The 16,947-nt window shown below is 41.2% G+C and carries 18 protein-coding genes; 14 read left to right on the top strand and 4 right to left on the bottom strand.

The window, feature by feature from the left end:
- Positions 1–109: 109 nt before the first annotated feature.
- The 4 genes from acrR to LGZ98_RS04500 all read left to right on the top strand — a co-directional run bounded on the left by acrR (position 110) and on the right by LGZ98_RS04500 (position 2,779).
- Entirely contained in the window at positions 110–751 is a 642-nt protein-coding gene (gene acrR / locus LGZ98_RS04485; RefSeq protein ID WP_113040825.1) for a multidrug efflux transporter transcriptional repressor AcrR, read from the top strand.
- 138 nt (positions 752–889) lie between these two features.
- A complete protein-coding gene (locus LGZ98_RS04490; protein ID WP_113040826.1) occupies positions 890–1,564 on the top strand; it encodes an energy-coupling factor ABC transporter ATP-binding protein in 675 nt (224 codons plus the stop codon).
- Positions 1,561–2,190 (top strand): energy-coupling factor transporter transmembrane component T family protein, encoded by a 630-nt coding sequence (locus LGZ98_RS04495; protein ID WP_262977772.1) that lies wholly within the window; start codon positions 1,561–1,563, stop codon positions 2,188–2,190. Before LGZ98_RS04490 ends, LGZ98_RS04495 begins: the two co-directional genes overlap by 4 nt.
- Positions 2,191–2,230: 40 nt before the next feature.
- The gene (locus LGZ98_RS04500) at positions 2,231–2,779 is read left to right on the top strand and encodes a biotin transporter BioY (RefSeq protein ID WP_113040828.1); all 549 of its coding nucleotides are present in this window, start codon (positions 2,231–2,233) and stop codon (positions 2,777–2,779) included.
- On the opposite strand, the gene LGZ98_RS04505 is transcribed toward LGZ98_RS04500, so the two are convergent.
- On the bottom strand, positions 2,776–3,681 hold the full coding sequence (locus tag LGZ98_RS04505; RefSeq protein WP_113040829.1) for a DMT family transporter: 906 nt from the start codon (positions 3,679–3,681) through the stop codon (positions 2,776–2,778). The two genes, LGZ98_RS04500 and LGZ98_RS04505, sit on opposite strands and share 4 nt — an antisense overlap.
- Positions 3,682–3,712: 31 nt before the next feature.
- Positions 3,713–4,477, bottom strand: a complete 765-nt coding sequence (locus LGZ98_RS04510) for a 2OG-Fe(II)-dependent halogenase WelO5 family protein (protein ID WP_113040830.1) — start codon at positions 4,475–4,477, stop codon at positions 3,713–3,715.
- Positions 4,478–4,600: 123 nt separating this feature from the next.
- On the opposite strand from LGZ98_RS04510, the gene LGZ98_RS04515 reads away from it, so the two are divergent.
- Positions 4,601–5,038, top strand: coding sequence for a DUF1284 domain-containing protein (locus LGZ98_RS04515; RefSeq protein ID WP_113040831.1), 438 nt, complete (start codon positions 4,601–4,603; stop codon positions 5,036–5,038).
- Between the two features lie 129 nt (positions 5,039–5,167).
- Here LGZ98_RS04515 and rsmS read toward each other — a convergent pair whose 3' ends face one another.
- The gene (gene rsmS / locus LGZ98_RS04520; protein ID WP_228901742.1) at positions 5,168–5,335 is read right to left on the bottom strand and encodes a pleiotropic regulatory protein RsmS; all 168 of its coding nucleotides are present in this window, start codon (positions 5,333–5,335) and stop codon (positions 5,168–5,170) included.
- Between the two features lie 22 nt (positions 5,336–5,357).
- Complete coding sequence (gene priC, locus LGZ98_RS04525; RefSeq protein ID WP_228901741.1) at positions 5,358–5,900, bottom strand: primosomal replication protein PriC; 543 nt, start codon at positions 5,898–5,900, stop codon at positions 5,358–5,360.
- 143 nt (positions 5,901–6,043) lie between these two features.
- On the opposite strand from priC, the gene apt reads away from it, so the two are divergent.
- The 9 genes from apt to LGZ98_RS04570 all read left to right on the top strand — a co-directional run bounded on the left by apt (position 6,044) and on the right by LGZ98_RS04570 (position 16,474).
- Positions 6,044–6,595 carry an adenine phosphoribosyltransferase gene (gene apt / locus LGZ98_RS04530; RefSeq protein WP_113040833.1) on the top strand — a complete coding sequence of 184 codons (552 nt, stop codon included), beginning with the start codon at positions 6,044–6,046 and terminating at the stop codon, positions 6,593–6,595.
- A gap of 96 nt (positions 6,596–6,691) precedes the next feature.
- A complete protein-coding gene (gene dnaX, locus LGZ98_RS04535; RefSeq protein ID WP_262977773.1) occupies positions 6,692–8,668 on the top strand; it encodes a DNA polymerase III subunit gamma/tau in 1,977 nt (658 codons plus the stop codon).
- A gap of 56 nt (positions 8,669–8,724) precedes the next feature.
- Positions 8,725–9,054, top strand: coding sequence for a YbaB/EbfC family nucleoid-associated protein (locus LGZ98_RS04540; RefSeq protein ID WP_049582543.1), 330 nt, complete (start codon positions 8,725–8,727; stop codon positions 9,052–9,054).
- Complete coding sequence (gene recR / locus LGZ98_RS04545; protein ID WP_113040835.1) at positions 9,054–9,659, top strand: recombination mediator RecR; 606 nt, start codon at positions 9,054–9,056, stop codon at positions 9,657–9,659. Before LGZ98_RS04540 ends, recR begins: the two co-directional genes overlap by 1 nt.
- Positions 9,660–9,915: 256 nt before the next feature.
- Positions 9,916–11,808 carry a molecular chaperone HtpG gene (gene htpG / locus LGZ98_RS04550; protein ID WP_262977780.1) on the top strand — a complete coding sequence of 631 codons (1,893 nt, stop codon included), beginning with the start codon at positions 9,916–9,918 and terminating at the stop codon, positions 11,806–11,808.
- 175 nt (positions 11,809–11,983) lie between these two features.
- Positions 11,984–12,628 carry an adenylate kinase gene (gene adk, locus LGZ98_RS04555; RefSeq protein ID WP_262977774.1) on the top strand — a complete coding sequence of 215 codons (645 nt, stop codon included), beginning with the start codon at positions 11,984–11,986 and terminating at the stop codon, positions 12,626–12,628.
- A gap of 176 nt (positions 12,629–12,804) precedes the next feature.
- A complete protein-coding gene (hemH, locus tag LGZ98_RS04560) occupies positions 12,805–13,782 on the top strand; it encodes a ferrochelatase (protein WP_113040838.1) in 978 nt (325 codons plus the stop codon).
- 179 nt (positions 13,783–13,961) lie between these two features.
- Complete coding sequence (gene wzz(fepE), locus LGZ98_RS04565; RefSeq protein WP_113040839.1) at positions 13,962–15,065, top strand: LPS O-antigen length regulator Wzz(fepE); 1,104 nt, start codon at positions 13,962–13,964, stop codon at positions 15,063–15,065.
- 98 nt (positions 15,066–15,163) lie between these two features.
- Complete coding sequence (locus tag LGZ98_RS04570; RefSeq protein WP_113040840.1) at positions 15,164–16,474, top strand: inosine/guanosine kinase; 1,311 nt, start codon at positions 15,164–15,166, stop codon at positions 16,472–16,474.
- Positions 16,475–16,947: the final 473 nt, after the last annotated feature.

Genomic DNA, 16,947 nt, shown 5'->3' on the forward strand with positions numbered 1-16,947 from the left:
AGATGTTGACCCTTCAATCCGTAAAACCATTACTCCATTAATAACAGCATGCTATAATACAAACATACGTGAATGTATGTAAATCCATTTTAGGTTAAAATTAGAGTGTATGGCACGAAAAACTAAACAACAGGCTGAGGAGACCCGGCAACAGATTATAGACGCAGCTATAAAAGAGTTTTCTGAGCGCGGTGTCTCGGCTACTTCACTGACAGATATTGCCACAACGGCTGGAGTAACCCGAGGGGCAATTTACTGGCACTTTAAAAATAAAGTAGACCTGTTTTCCGAAGCTTGTAGAATAACAGATTCTAAGATTGACGAATTAGAGAAAGAGTATCAAGCAAAATATCCTAATAATCCACTCCTGATTTTAAGAACTTTAATCATCCATATCCTGACGTCGGTCACTGATGATCCGAAAAACCGGCTATTAATGGAGATTTTTTTCCACAAATGTGAGTTTGTTGGTGAAATGTCTGCCTTGGTGGAAGTCCGTCAGGAGCTGTGTGTTGCAGATTATGTTCGTATTGAAGCATCTCTTTCCGGCTGTATTGCGTCAGGTCAGCTTCCTTATAATCTTCATTTACGGCGAGCGGCTATCATGTTAAGAGGATTGATAACGGGCTTGTTGGAAAATTGGCTATTTGCACCAGATAGTTTTGATATTCAGAAGGAAGCCGAGTCGTTAGTGGATAGTTTTATCGATATGCTTAAATATAGTGAGCATATGAAAGTCACTGAAAAATGAAGAACCAGAATATAGAGGAAAATTAAGGTGAATTCTATTTTGGTAATTGCTAACAATGTGGCTAATGGCAAAAAGTCATTATCTTATGCTCTTTGTTTATCTGCTGATTAAATTCGGAAAGAGAACGGATAACCATCTATGTTGGAAATACGAAATGTGACGCATGCCTATGGCGAGCGAGTAATATTGAAAGAATTAAATTTGCAGCTTAAGGAAAAACGCATTGCCATCGTAGGTAGTAATGGTTGCGGCAAAAGTACATTCGCACGCCTTCTTAATGGATTGTTGGTACCGAAAAGTGGTGATGTTTTGGTAGATGGTCTGAATACCAGAACGGAAGGTAAAGCGATCCGACGTAAGGTTGGTTTCGTATTTCAAAATCCTGACAATCAGATCGTTTTTCCAGTCGTTGAGGAAGATTTAGCTTTTGGCATGAAAAATCTCGGGTTTACCAAGGATAAGATTCGACAAAGAACGCAGGAGGCCCTTTCACGCTATGATTTACTCCAATTTAGGGAGCATCCTGCCCATCTTTTAAGTGGTGGTCAGAAACAACTCCTTGCGATTTCTGGTGTTCTTGTGATGGAGCCCGATTACATTATTTTCGATGAGCCTACAACCTTGCTGGATTTACGAAACAAGCGCCGTGTTGCCGAAGCAATTGATAACTTATCTCAAACTGTGATTGTAGTTTCTCATGACCTTGATTTTCTGGTGGGATTTGATCGTGTTCTGGTTTTTGATGAGGGTCGTGTCGTTGTTGATGACATCCCCTCTATTGCTATCCCTGAATACGTAAGGATGATGTTATGAGCCTATCTGGGTATAACCCTGGTTCATCATTTGTGCATCGAGTTAGCCCTGGGCTCAAAATTATTTCTTTGGTCATTTTGGGAACATTGCTTTTCGTTATTCCACGTATCGATCTTTCTGTTGCGGCATTGGCGGGCATCGTACTTTTATACTTGTTAGCTAAAATCTCATTAAAAACTGCTTGGATGCAATTACGGCCAGCGCTATGGATCATCGCACTTATTTTTATAGTCCAATTGCTTCTACACCACTGGACCGCAGGTGTACTTGTGGTAGTTCGTCTTGCCTCACTTTTATTGCTGGCCTCGCTGGTCACTCTTACTACTCGCTCTTCTGATATGATCGACGCATTGGAAAAGGGTCTTGGGTGGCTGTACTATCTTGGCATCAATCCTGGAAAAGTGAGTTTGGCTCTATCGCTTGCTTTGCGGTTTATCCCTGTTCTGGCGTCAATTACAGAAGAAGTACGGGAGGCGCAGAAAGCAAGGGGCCTTGATAAGAGTGTCATTGCAATTGCAGTTCCTGTTATTGTGCGGATGCTCAAAATGGCAGACGATATTTCTGCCGCTATTGAAGCGAGGTCCTATGATCCAGAATTTGACAGAAATAAATCAAGCAGCAAGTAAAACAGAGGTTGTGGCTTTATCGAAAAGAAAGGGGGATTAAATGTCTACCAAAGATATTGTTTATATAGCACTATTTGCCTCTTTAACGGTAGCACTGGGTTTATTTCCGCCACTGACACTTCCCGTTGTGGGCGTTCCGATAACAGCGCAGTCAATGGGAGCAATGCTTGCTGGTGCCATTATTGGTGCGAAACGGGGTGGATTAGCATTGTTGCTCTTTTGTGTGTTTGTTTCCGTTGGATTACCGGTAATGTCTGGAGGGCGGGGAGGATTAAGTGTATTTCTCAGTCCAAGTGGTGGCTTTATTTTGGCATGGCCGATTGCCGCTTTTGTTATCGGCTATTTGTATGAGAAAAATCTTGTAAAACTGAATATCTTTAAAGAAGCTGTATTTCTTGTCTTTGGTGGAATTATGGTTGTTTATGTAATCGGTATCCCGTGGATTGCCGTATTTGCTAATATCAGCACCTGGCAAGCAGCCGTAGGTTCAATTGGGTTCATACCGGGAGATATTATTAAAATCGTACTGGTTATTTTGATTGTGAAAACGGTTCGTCGGGCTTACCCCACTCTTGAACCGCGTTCTTAAGTGTCAGTTTTTGTCGTGGGTTGATGTTTGTTGGTGATTACCCAATAGTTACCGCTGAGTGTCATCATTGTGCCAATTATGGCCCAAATGGTTGGACGATAGCCTTCTGTAACGCTGGAGATCGTTAAGGCTACGAGTGGAACGAGAAGCATGGTATAAGCTCCTCGTTCAGCCCCCAAGCGACCAACAACGGCAAAGTAAGTTGTATACCCAATTACCGAAGGAAACAGGATCAAATAGAATAGAGATGTTGCATAGGCTGGTGATAGATCAAAATCAAACGTTTGCTTGGTCAAAAAGGCGTAGCTGAGCAAGAATATGGTGCCATATCCCATAGAAATCCCGGTCATTGGCAGAACAGTGACACCTTTTCGCTGTAACTGAACTGCGGAAATGTTAGCAAATGAGAATGTCAGGGTTGCTGCGATTGCGTAACCGAATCCTGTCCAATTCCATTCATTATTTAAAAATTCTGGGCTAAAGACTAAAATTATCCCAGTTAGCCCAACTACAGCGCCTACCAGCACTGACCATGAAATCGATTGCCGTAGGAAGAGAATTGTATTTATGGAGTTGAATAATATGACTGAAGAGTAGGTAAGGGCGATTAAACCGGTAGTAATCAAGGCTGTAGCCTTGTAAATCATCAAGAATGTGACAGCGAATCCGAATGCTCCAAGTGCGGCAAAAGAGAGGTGCTCGCGCCAGGTGTGTGTAAGTCTTTCCCGTGAAATCACAGCAATCAGAAGTAGCAGTATCGACGCACACCCAAAACGATAAATCAGGGATATTACAGGTGAAACATCAGTTAATTGCAGTTTTGCTGCATACCACGATGTTCCCCCGGTGATGATCGTCACGACATATAGAGCAGCAGTGGAGCAAGAAGAGGAACTCTTCATATTCAGGTCCCAAGTGTTTCGCTGAGATGTATTACGACCATAAAATCAACTTCTTCTCATTTAATACACCGATGAAGGAGCCTGTTGCAATGCGATTGCCACTTGCAGGCAGGACAATATGAGGGTTAGTTGTGTTGAAAATGACGACTGAACCGACTTGAGGTCGAAAAGTGAAAGATTCGCAATTAACCAATAGAGCACTATCATACGGTTTGTATATTTTATCAATGGTAGTATTCTTGAATGGTTGGTTATAGATCACGGTTTCTCCTCCCTGAGAGGGAGATAAAATATAGAGGTTCCAAGCAAGCTGAGTTGATATATCTCCGACGACTAAATTTCCTTTCGCAAAAGTGGGTGCGTAATCTACATGTAGATCCGAGCCACCGGAGATAATTCGAACGATACCGGTAAAATAGGGACCGAACCCCGGTTCTTCTGCGACTGAAATGCTAAAATTTGTATCATGATTGATGTATTGCATGAACCGATCAACGGGATCAAAAGCTTGATTGATAATTTGGATGCGATCTTGCTCAGCTACGCTAACTTGAGCAAAATATTGCTCTTTTGGTTGATCACGATAATGAGCGAGTGTATTTCCCAAATAAAACCCCGGCCTTCCGAATTCATAGGGTTTTGCCTTCATGCTCAGTATTGCAGACGAAAGTTGTTCTGTTTCTTTTGGCGTTGCAAAATCATCTATCATCGCTGCTGGAATCTTGTTATCTATGATTGCCTGCAAGCTTTCTGATGATAATTTGACAAGCTCGTTTGATACCCACCGTGACGACATAATAGTCGATTCCTAGCCGATTTTCTTTATATTAGAAAAATTGATCTATTGATGGTCAGTATCAATCATATAGCATTGATTGTATAAAAATGCAACACTTGATCACATTCGGGAGCGTAACTCATGACAATATCCCTGAGAGGTCACCACCTCTTGTGTATTCTTACCTACGCGGGTAACGGATATTCCCCTAGTTTTGTTGAAAACTACAATAGGATTATTCCTCGAATTCTGGACGAAGATATCTTGATTGTGGCAGGACCGGATGACATATGTATTCCCTTGCTTGGAGAAGACAAACCTCATTGCTTTGGCGAGAGTGTTATTGTCCGGGATAGTCGAGCTTTGGAAGCAGTTAGCGCTCTTATGGGCCGATCAGTTGAGGTAGGTCATACGCTGAGGCTTGATGAAACCTATTTAAAACAGGCGCGATGGGCTTTCAATCGTGGGATCATAAGATCTGCTTGTATAGGCTGTGAATGGAAACCGCTTTGCACTCGAATTGCTGCGGATGATTATTCTTCAACGTTTCTTAAACGAAATAGTGGAAAGAGCGAGTGACGATATAAAGCCGTTTGAAATTTAGCAAAGGCTGATATTGATATGAATGTATGATCACATACTTAAGACAAACGTGAATCTTTTATAGTATCGATCAAGATATCTATTAAGGTGTTTGAAGTAAATCGTTCAACATTCCTTCGTCGACTGTGATTGCTTCGCTAATTTTGCTTGATAGTCGTGTTTGACTATTTCCAGTGCGGCGAGTGCGATTTCAGGAGCGATTTCATTGCATTCCAGTAAATAGATCAGATCAACAGCAAGTTGAACTTCGGGTGGTGCGTGTTCGACTGACATAAAGTATTCCTCATCTGAATCGTTAATCCATGTTCTCTTTGTATTCGATTGATTTTTCAATTCGTGTCAGAGATTGACGGCAACGTGTTAGTCTTCCGGCTAATGCCGCGATTTCTTTCTGTATTTTTTGTTGATGACTAAGTGTAGTTTGTTGATTCAATTTTAGCTCTCTATCATTGATCATTGCGAGCAGACGGCGTTCATAATCCTGATGTTCAGCCAGTTTGTGGTACAGGTCAGTAGCTTGTTGTTTATGTTCAAATCGGCTCTCTTTTTTTCTCAATGACTGGGTAGACAATTCACGCCTTAATGCTTCTATTTGGGCAACTAAGCGTTCAGTCAGAAATGCGACCTGTTCGGTTCGGTGATCCTGCACACACTCTTTGAGTTGTTCCATGTTGTGCCTAACTTCTTGTAGATAACCACGGAGTTTATCGCTGTGTCGGTTAAATAAAGCTTGATCAAACCGGGCAGTAGAGAATGGTGTGTCTGCTAATGGTGCTATCTCTTCCGCCAGTATATCGACCTGTTTTTCGAGTAAATTTAATAATGGCTGCGTATTCATTTATACCTTAAAATGGTTATGCCTTGCGAAGCAAAATTAATCTGGGACGACAAAAAGTAGGCTGGTGCGTGTTCATTAGTTGCTTTTTTCTATCAGTTTGAATAGATTTTAGCACCTTCGTGTTCTACTCATTGGCACCGATTATGACCGCAAATGCGCAGCAACTGCAATTTATTAAAGACAGTATTGAAACTATTCCTGATTATCCAAAACCAGGGGTTCTTTTTCGTGATATTACCACTTTATTGGATAACCCTCTTGCCTACCAGGCAACAATTGATCTTCTGGTGGAGCGATATCAGGACAAAGGCATCACAAAAATAGTTGGCACTGAAGCTCGCGGTTTTCTGTTTGGAGCCCCGGTTGCGTTACGCCTTGGTGTTGGTTTTATTCCTGTTCGTAAAGCGGGCAAACTACCTCGGGAAACATTGAGTGAAACGTACGATCTGGAGTATGGCACTGATACGTTGGAAATGCATAAGGATAGCGTAAGAGAAAACGATAAGGTGCTGGTTATTGATGATTTGCTGGCTACGGGTGGTACAGTTGAAGCCACTGTTCGTTTAATCCGTCGTTTAGGTGGTGAGGTTTCTGAAGCGGCTTTTGTTATTGGTTTGCTTGGCTTAGATGGTGTTGAGCGCCTGCAAAGACAAGGTGTAAGTAGTTTTACTCTACTTGAATTCCCAGATCATTAATCTGCTTATTTTTGTATTACTAACATATCGGCCTCGCTGTCTGTAGTGAGGCTGTGTTAGCATGATACCCAACTGTATTCGATTTTTCCGGTATCAATGAGCTATCAGGTACTTGCCCGTAAGTGGCGCCCACAAATATTTTCTGATGTAATTGGTCAGGAATATGTCCTGACTGCGTTAGCTAATGGTCTTGCCCATGGCCGGCTTCATCACGCCTATTTATTTTCTGGCACTAGAGGTGTTGGGAAAACAACGATCGCCCGTTTGTTTGCTAAGGGGCTAAATTGTGAAACAGGTATTACTGATAAGCCTTGCGGTAAATGTGTTAATTGCCTTGAAATTGAACAGGGGCGATTTGTCGATTTAATTGAAATTGATGCGGCTTCCCGTACTAAAGTTGAAGATACGCGTGAATTGCTAGATAACGTGCAATATGCTCCGGCTCGTGGGCGTTTTAAAGTCTACCTGATTGATGAAGTACATATGCTTTCCCGCCACAGTTTCAATGCATTATTGAAAACGTTGGAAGAGCCGCCTGAGCATGTGAAGTTTTTACTGGCAACGACTGATCCGCAAAAATTGCCAGTGACTATTCTTTCCCGTTGCTTGCAATTCCATCTCAAATCGCTGGATATTGGTCAAATAAGCGATCAGCTTGAGCGTATTCTTAAAGCTGAACATATAGAGAGTGATAACCGCGCTCGTCAGCTATTGGCTCGTGCTGCTGATGGCAGCATGCGTGATGCATTGAGTCTGACAGATCAGGCTATTGCTATCGGACAAGGCTTGGTGACAACTGAAATAGTCAGCTTGATGCTAGGAACTTTAGATGATGAACAGCCGTTATCAATTATTGAAGCATTGATTCGAGCTGACGGTCAGCAGGTTATGGCATTGGTGGAACAAGTTGCTTCACGGGGGGGTGATTGGGAGGATTTGCTAGTAGAAATTCTTGCATTGCTGCATCGTATTGCAATGCTCCAGCTGTTACCTTCTCAGCCAGAAATCGCTTCTTCATCAATTGAAGGCCGTTTGCGGATATTGGCAAAAGCTGTTTCACCGGAAGATTTGCAACTTTATTATCAAACTTTGCTGATTGGTCGTAGGGACTTACCGTATGCACCGGAGCGCAGGATGGGTGTTGAAATGACGCTGTTCAGAGCCTTGGCATTTCATCCGAAAACAGTTATTGAAGAGGTTGCGGCACCGGTGGTACATCCTGCGGTTATACCATCAGTTACAGCACAGCCGAAACATAGTGATCAGGGAGATGTGCCACCTGCTAATTATATTAATGAATTGGCACAATTGGATAGAACTTCTCAGTCGGAACCCCAGATACCTCAGGCGCTTGCATCAAGCCCAACAGCGCAGTTGCTGAAAGCAAGGAATGTGTTATCCCGACAGCAAGAGCAAACGTCAACAAAAAAGCCTGAATCAGCTACGCCTGTTAAGATGAAGTCAGCAACGTCAGCATTGGAACGGTTTGCCGCAGTGTCAGGACAGCGACCTCAGTCATCAATAGATAAAAAACAGGAAAACAAGCCTGAGAAAAAAGAAGCTTACCGTTGGCGTGCCAAGAATATTGAGGAGAAAACAGAAACTCATGTGGCCACACCAAAGGCTTTAAGAACAGCTTTGGAACATGAGAAAACACCAGAACTGGCAGAGAAATTAACGGAAGAATCTAAACAGAGAGATGCATGGGCCGCAGAAGTTGGTAAACTTAAAATTCCTAAACTGGTGCAGCAATTGGCATTAAATGCATTCAAAGAGCAGGTTAGTGAAAATAATATCCGTTTACATTTGCGTTCGAGCCAGCGTCACCTTAATTCCGCTTTCGCACAAAAGTCATTAGCGGGGGCTTTAAGCGAATTGTACGGCGTAACAGTTGAATGCAGTATTATTGAAGATGATAATCCTGCGGAGAAAACTCCGCTGGAGTGGCGACAAGCCATTTATGAAGAGAAATTGGCACAAGCTCGCCAATCAATTATTGCGGATAAAACTATTCAAACATTGCGGCAGGTATTTGATGCTGAATTGGACGAAGACAGTATCCGACCGATTTAACCATGCTGCAATCTGTACCTTGTTGTACGATGTAGCCATAGCGAAGAGAGAAATCTATGTTTGGTAAAGGTGGTTTGGGCAATTTGATGAAACAGGCCCAGCAAATGCAGGACAAAATGCAGAAAATGCAAGAAGAGATCGCCAATCTAGAAGTGACGGGGGAATCGGGAGCAGGTCTGGTTAAAGTGACTATCAATGGCGCTCATAATTGCCGTCGTGTTGAGATCGATCCAAGCCTGATGGAAGATGACAAAGAGATGTTGGAAGACCTGATTGCTGCCGCATTCAATGACGCAGCCCGTCGTATTGAAGAAACACAGAAAGAGAAAATGGCAGGCATTTCCAGTGGGATGCAATTGCCACCAGGCTTTAAGATGCCATTCTGATGCAAACCAGTCCTCTCCTTGAATCCTTGATGGAAGCATTACGCTGTTTGCCAGGGGTTGGCCCTAAGTCTGCACAGCGGATGGCTTTTCATCTGCTACAGCGTGATCGCAGTGGTGGAATGCGTTTGGCTCAGGCATTGACCAGATCAATGTCAGAAATTGGACACTGCAAATATTGCCGGACTTTTACCGAACAGGAACAGTGCACAATTTGTGCTAATCCACGCCGTCAACAAAATGGTCAAATCTGTGTGGTTGAAAGTCCAGCGGATATTCATGCTATTGAACAAACTGGGCAGTTTGCCGGAAGTTACTTTGTATTGATGGGGCATTTATCCCCATTAGATGGCATTGGTCCAATGGATATTGGTTTAGATCGTCTTGAGGACCGTCTCTCCACTGAGGAGATTTCAGAGGTGATTCTGGCGACTAATCCGACAGTGGAGGGAGAGGCCACTGCCAATTATATCGCAGAGATATGCTTTCAGTATGGTGTAACAGCAAGCCGTATTGCTCATGGTGTGCCGGTTGGTGGTGAACTTGAGATGGTAGATGGTACAACATTGTCCCATTCACTTGCTGGGCGGCAGAAGATTACTTATTAATCTTCTGTTAATGCCTTACGGTTTTGTCGAGTTGTGACCGAATAGTGTTGTAGTCTGGTTAGGGCAAGTCGTAAAGGTTTTGAGGCGCTACATTCTATGTGGCGCATGCCTTTTAGTTCATTCTGCTATGATCAAAAGTTACTTCATAATTCTTTTGGATAATCAAACTTGAAATTCAACTTATTTATCCCCATCTGCATATTATCGTCTGATTTTGTCTGTCTGAACTGGATTTAGATTGAGGTAATAAATGAGTATGAAAGGTCAGGAAACCCGTGGATTTCAGTCTGAAGTAAAACAACTTCTGCAATTAATGATCCATTCACTCTATTCCAATAAAGAGATTTTCCTTCGTGAACTAATCTCAAACGCTTCCGATGCTGCTGACAAATTACGTTTCCGCGCATTATCTGTTCCAAAACTTTATGAAAATGATGGTGAACTACGCGTTCGTCTTTCTTTTGATAAAGAAAAGAGAAGCATTACGATTAGTGATAATGGCATTGGTATGACTCGTGATGAAGTTATCGATAATCTTGGAACAATCGCTAAATCAGGAACAAAAGCTTTTCTGGAATCTATTGGTTCAGATCAGGCTAAAGACAGCCAGTTAATTGGTCAGTTTGGTGTTGGGTTTTACTCTGCATTTATTGTGTCTGATAAAGTCACTGTACGTACTCGTGCTGCTGGCGCTTCAATTGATCAGGGCGTATTCTGGGAATCTGCTGGTGAAGGTGATTACACGATTGCCGATATTGAAAAAGAAACCCGTGGTACAGAGATCACCCTTCATTTACGTGAAGGAGAAGATGAATTCCTGAATGACTGGCGTTTGCGTTCTGTTATCAGTAAATACTCTGACCATATTGCCTTGCCGGTTGAAATTGAAACCAAAAATAAGAGCGAAGAAGAGGGTGAAGAGGATACAGTAACTTGGGAGAAGATTAATAAAGCTCAAGCTTTATGGACTCGTGGTAAATCTGAAATTACAGATGAAGAGTATAAAGAGTTCTACAAACATATTTCTCATGATTTTACTGATCCGCTGATCTGGAGCCATAACCGCGTAGAAGGTAAACAGGAATATACTAGCATGCTCTATATTCCATCTCAGGCTCCGTGGGATATGTGGAACCGTGAGCATAAGCACGGGCTGAAATTGTATGTCCAGCGTGTGTTTATTATGGATGATGCGGAACAGTTTATGCCGAACTATTTACGCTTTGTCCGTGGTTTGATTGACTCCAACGACTTACCGCTAAACGTTTCCCGTGAAATTTTACAAGATAATTCTATTACCCGTAATTTACGTAATGCATTGACCAAACGTGCATTACAGATGCTGGATAAACTGGCGAAAGATGATGCAGAAAAGTACCAGCAATTCTGGCAACAGTTTGGTCTGGTAATGAAAGAAGGCCCGGCAGAGGATAGTACCAACAAAGAAGCTATCGCTAAATTGCTACGTTTTGCTTCTACTCATAATGACAGCTCGGCACAAACAGTTTCTCTGGAAGAGTATGTTAGTAGGATGACGGAAGGTCAGGATAAGATTTACTACATCACCGCAGACAGTTATGCTGCGGCGAAAAACAGTCCTCATCTGGAGTTGTTCCGTAAGAAAGGTATTGAAGTTCTGTTACTGTCAGATCGCATTGATGAATGGATGATGGGATACCTCACTGATTTTGATGGTAAAAAATTCCAGTCAGTCAGTAAAGCCGATGAATCCCTGGATAAACTGGCAGATGAAAACAAAGCCGAACAGGAAGAAATTGAAAAGCAGCTGGAGCCGTTTGTTGAGCGTGTAAAAACATTGCTTGGTGATCGAGTAAAAGAGGTTAAATTGACTCACCGTCTGACTGATACTCCAGCAATTGTCACAACAAATGTGGATGAAATGAGCACGCAGATGGCGAAATTGTTTGCTGCGGCTGGTCAACAGGTGCCGGACGTTAAGTACAATTTTGAGCTGAATCCTGATCATCAGTTGGTAAAACTGGCTTCTGATATCAGTGATGAAGTTCAATTCGCGGATTGGATTGAACTGTTGCTTGATCAGGCATTGTTTGCTGAGCGTGGCACGTTGGAAGACCCAAATCAGTTTATTCGCCGTATGAATCAGCTATTGTTGTCTGAGAAAGCTTGATTTAATCATTTTTTGGTGACGATTGGAAACCACGCCTATGAGATGGGCGTGGTTTATTTTTACAGAAAAATATCACGAAATCGTTTACCTGTTTCCTTGAGCGAACCCCATGCTAAATGGTATGGTGGCTCGTTTTCTCAAAATATAAAAACTAACTAGCAAGGGGATTTACGCAATGCGTATCATTCTGCTGGGCGCTCCGGGCGCCGGTAAAGGGACTCAGGCGCAATTTATCGTGGAGAAATATGGGATACCTCAAATTTCTACTGGTGATATGTTGCGTACTGCGGTTAAGGCTGGCACAGAATTGGGTTTAAAAGCAAAAGCGCTGATGGATCATGGTAAGCTGGTTACTGATGAACTGGTTATTGCTTTGGTCAAAGAGCGCATCAAACAAGATGATTGCCGCAATGGTTTCTTGCTGGATGGGTTCCCCCGTACTATCCCCCAGGCTGATGCAATGAAAGAAGCGGGTATTAATGTTGATTATGTCTTGGAATTCGATGTTCCCGATGAACTCATTATTGAACGTATCATTGGACGCCGTATACATGCGCCATCTGGCCGTGTTTATCACATTAAATTTAATCCGCCAGCAGTGGAAAACAAGGATGATGTTACGGGTGAAGAGTTGACTGTTCGTAAAGACGATCACGAAGATATCGTGTGTAAACGTTTAGTTGAATACCATCAGCAGACAGCACCTTTAGTATCCTACTATCAAAAAGAAGCAGAGGCAGATTATACCAAATATTTTAGAATTGATGGTACTCGTAAGGTATCTGAGATTAGTGAAGAATTATCTAAAATTTTGGATTAATCAACCTGAATGATTCTTAGAGGGCGACTAATAAGTCGCCTTATCCTATATTATTTATTTACTGTATCAGGTAAATTAGTCGATTTTTCCTCATTGTTTTCGTAGATAAACATGATTTTCATCTGTATTTTATTATGCTAGGGTTTTCACTAGCGAAACAATGAAGGATCGACATAATGAACAACGGTAAATTTGGTGTTTTATTAGTTAATCTTGGCACTCCTGATAAACCGACAACTGCGGCTATAAGACGTTATTTAGCTGAGTTTCTTAGCGATAAAAGAGTCATAGATTTATCTCGATTTATCTGGAAGCCAATATTATATGGTTTTGTTTTGCCTTTCCGCTCCTCACGTGTAGCAAAGTTATACCAGAAAATTTGGACTGATGAAGGTTCTCCTCTATTAGTACATGGCCGTCGGCAACAGAAATTACTGGCAGAAAGACTTGCTGACATACCTGTTGAACTGGGAATGAATTACGGTTCTCCATCTCTTGAACAAGCGATTGACAACTTACTTAAGCAGAATGTTGAGCAGCTGATTGTTTTACCACTTTATCCCCAATATTCTGGTTCCTCATCTGCGGCTGTATTTGATGGTGTCAGTCTGGTATTGCAAAAATACCGAACTATTCCTGGAATTCACTTTATTCGTAGTTATGCTGATCATCCGGCTTATATTTCTGCACTGAAAGAAACTATTGAACAGAGTTTCGATAAGCATGGTCAACCAGACAGATTATTGCTTTCCTATCATGGCATTCCGCAGCGTTTTGTTGATACGGGCGATATTTATGCTGAGCAGTGTAAGTTAACAACACGATTGCTAAAGCAAGCAATTAATTATCCGGCAGAGCAGGTAATGATGGCTTATCAATCACGTTTCGGTCGTGAGCAATGGTTGACACCATACGTAGATCAAACGATGCAAACTCTACCTAATCAGGGAATAAAACATATTCAGGTACTTTGCCCTGGTTTTTCGTCTGATTGTCTGGAAACGCTGGAAGAGATAAAACAGCTAAATAAAGAGATGTTTCTTAATGCAGGTGGGGAAAAATTTGAATATATTCCGGCGCTTAACGACAACGCTAGTCATATTTTACTACTTGAAGAGTTGGTCAACGGGTTTGTCAGAAACAGGAATGAATAGTGATAGGATTAATCTATCATTAGGGTTCATTGGCTTTTTAAGGTATATTGCTACACGGATGCCAGCCTAGTGGAACTGCCATACTTGTTTCAGAGTAAATGGGAATTAACCTATAGGCCCAGTGGGATGATGTTTTGTATATCAATTAGTAACAGCATATTTGAATTTGGATATAAATAATGAGTAATAAACCGATTAAAAGCACTAATTTCAGTGAAGAATATTTTAATTATCACAATTCAAAACAAGATGATGAAATTGATTTGTTTGAGTTATTCTCTGTTTTATTTCAATCAAAGTTATTGATTATCACTATTACTATCCTTTTTGCTGTTATCGGCTTTGTAGCGGCATCTTTGATGCCACAAAAGTGGAGCAGTTCGGCTTCTATTGTTAAGCCTCAACTTGAAGAGATACAACCACTTAGAGATCTCCTGACTAAGTTAGAGGTTTTAAGTTTACAACCATCAGTAACTTCATCGTCACTGTATAATAATTTTTTAAATAATTTTAATTCACGGGTTTTGCGTGAAGAATATCTGGTTAATACAGAATATTTTAAAAATCTGGTGGCTGAATCAGGTGATCATTCACCATTTGCAAAAAGAAAACTTATTGAAAAGATTGTGAATGATAATATTTCATCTTCTTCAAAAGCGGAAAAAGATGATGAAAACGGTGAAACTAAATTGACCTTCAGTGCCGAAACCGCAGAAGATGCATATAATCTGTTAAATGGCTATATTGACTATGCGTCGTCTGTTGTCCATGAACAGGTGAAGAGTGAATTAAGTGATATAGTAAAACAAAAGCTTAATTACTCTGAAGGTTTGTATAACGTTGATTTAAACCGTGTGAATAATATACAGGAAGCTAATATTGAGCGATTGAAACATGCATTATCTATCGCTAATTCGGCAGGAATTAAAAAGCCTATTTCCAGTGAAGGAGCAATGATCAAAGACGATCCAGATTATTCCATTGCTTTGGGGGCTGATGCATTACAACGTAAGTTGCAAATTACAGAGGAGATAAAAGATCCCACCTTGATTGATGCTGACTTACGTAACCGTTTGTTCTATATAGAAGAGCTGAAAGCACTTAAAGTAGATAAAGTTAACTTCCAACCATTTAGATATATGCAGGCTCCTTATGAGCCGACAGCGAAAGATTCACCGAAGCGTCTACTTATCTTAATGGGCAGTGCTTTTCTTGGGCTGATCTTGGCTGTGGTGTCTGTTCTAATTCGTCATATGGTACGTAGTCGTCAGCAAGCGGCTTAAGTTTTCCTTGGCAGTAAATGTCGTAGTGACATTTGCTGCCTGTCAGTTTTTATTGTGCTAATATGCTGCACCTTTTGGCGTTATAGCATCAATCAAAAATGAAATTCCCTGGTAAACGTAAATCAAAACACTATTTTCCCGTCAGTCTGCGTGATCCTTTACTCCAGCCAATTAAAGAGATGATGGATGGTGAGAATAACCGAGCTTATATCGTTGGTATCGATCAGACATTAGTGGATATTGAGGCGAAAGTAGATGAAGATTTTATCCAGCGCTATAACCTTAGCCAAGGGCATTCATTAGTTATTGAAGATGATGTAGCTGAAACCTTGTATAAAGAACTTACTGATAATAATCTTATTAGCCACGAATTTGCTGGTGGCACTATTGGTAATACTTTACATAATTACTCAGTTCTTGCCGATGATCGTTCCGTCTTACTGGGTACTATGTGTAGTAATATTCAGATTGGCGGTTATGCTTACCGCTACTTATGTAACACGTCTAGCCGTACTGATCTGAACTATTTACAGGGAGTGAGCGGAGCAATTGGTCGCTGTTTTACATTAGTAACGGAAAATGGTGAGCGGACTTTTGCCATCAGTCCTGGGCAAATGAATCAACTTAAACCGGAAAGTATTCCTGAGAAGATTATTGCTGAAGCTTCTGCTTTGGTATTAACTGCTTACTTGATTCGTTGTAAACCGGGAGAACCAATGCCAGAAGCAACCATGAAAGCTATCGAATATGCTAAAAAGCATAGTGTACCTGTGGTTCTGACGCTAGGGACGAAATATGTTATTGCTGATGATCCACAATGGTGGCGTGATTTTCTGGTTGAGAATATTTCGGTTCTGGCAATGAATGAAGATGAAGCTTATGAGCTTACTGGTTTCAGTGATCCACTATTGGCTTCGGATATAGCACTAGATTGGGTCGATTTAGTTTTGTGTACCGCAGGTCCGGCTGGATTATATATGGCAGGTTATACGGAAAAAGATTATATGCGTCAGACAACCCATCCATTGTTACCGGGTGCTATTGCTGAATTTAACCGTTATGAGTTCAGTCGTGCTATGCGTAAATCTGATTGTCAAATCCCGATGAAAGTTTATTCCCATATTGAACCTTATATGGGGGGACCAGAAAAAATCATGAATACCAATGGGGCAGGTGATGGTGCTTTATCTGCTTTGCTGCATGATATAACGGCCAACAATCACCACAGAATGAATGTGCCTAATTCCAGTAAACATATCCGTACTTATCTAACATATTCATCACTTGCTCAGGTATGTAAATATGCCAACAGAGTTAGCTATCAGGTATTGAGTCAGCATTCCCCACGATTAAGCCGTGGTTTGCCCGAAAAAGAAGATAGTTTGGAAGAATCTTACTGGGAACGATAATTTTAAAATTTCGGCACCGTATAAATTAATGAGGTGCCGAAATTTAGCTATAAAATCATTTATTAAGATTGTAAATGGTAGTTAGAGTTTATTTTATTAATAGCAATGATTTTTGTCGAATTTATAAAAGGCAAAGTATCTTATTCTTATTTATACCCGTCATCTTTCAAGCTGCCTCTTTGTTGGCTGCACTCACTCACCCCGGTCACATAGTTATCTATGCTCCCGGGGATTCGCTCCCTTGCCGCCGCGATCCATCTTGAAATCCATAGGGTATATATATCTGTTTAAATAAATTCAAATAATATTTAAAAATGTCCTAGAATAGAATATTTATATGACTAAGATAACAATAATATGCAAATTGAATTCTCTGTTTGTTTTTTCTCTTTTAATTATCATTTTGTTTTATATATGAAAATTCCACATGGAGGCGCATTGATAATATAGTTAGATCCCGCTAAAATCACCAA

This window comes from Photorhabdus kayaii, assembly GCF_025384895.1.
Lineage (GTDB): Bacteria > Pseudomonadota > Gammaproteobacteria > Enterobacterales > Enterobacteriaceae > Photorhabdus > Photorhabdus kayaii.